Genomic DNA, 291 nt, shown 5'->3' with positions numbered 1-291 from the left:
CGCCTGCGCCGACGGCAACACCGCCTGCTCCGACAGCCACGCCCCCGGCGCGCCCCGGCGCGCCTGCCCCGGCGGCCACGCCGGCTCCAACGGCGACGCCGGCACCGACGACGACACCTGCGCCAACCGCAACGCCAGCTCCCGGCAGCACGCCCGGCGCACCGCCGGCTGGTCGCCCCGGCGCACCTCCGCCCGGCGTACGTCCTGGCGCGCCGCCGCCCCCGGCGGGATCACCCGCACCCGGCGCCACGCCCGCTCCAACGGCAACGCCCGCGCCCGGCAGCACGCCGC

At 82.5% G+C, this 291-nt stretch carries 1 protein-coding gene; it reads right to left on the bottom strand.

Annotated features, from left to right (window positions below; all coding sequences use genetic code 11):
* On the bottom strand, nucleotides 1–291 hold a 291-nt coding region (locus AC24YW_RS36635; protein ID WP_487487218.1), incomplete at both ends, for a hypothetical protein.

The sequence above is a fragment of the Bradyrhizobium sp. USDA3516 genome (assembly GCF_057651995.1).
Note: the sequence above shows the minus strand (reverse complement) of the source record. Positions and strands in the feature narration are given on the sequence as shown.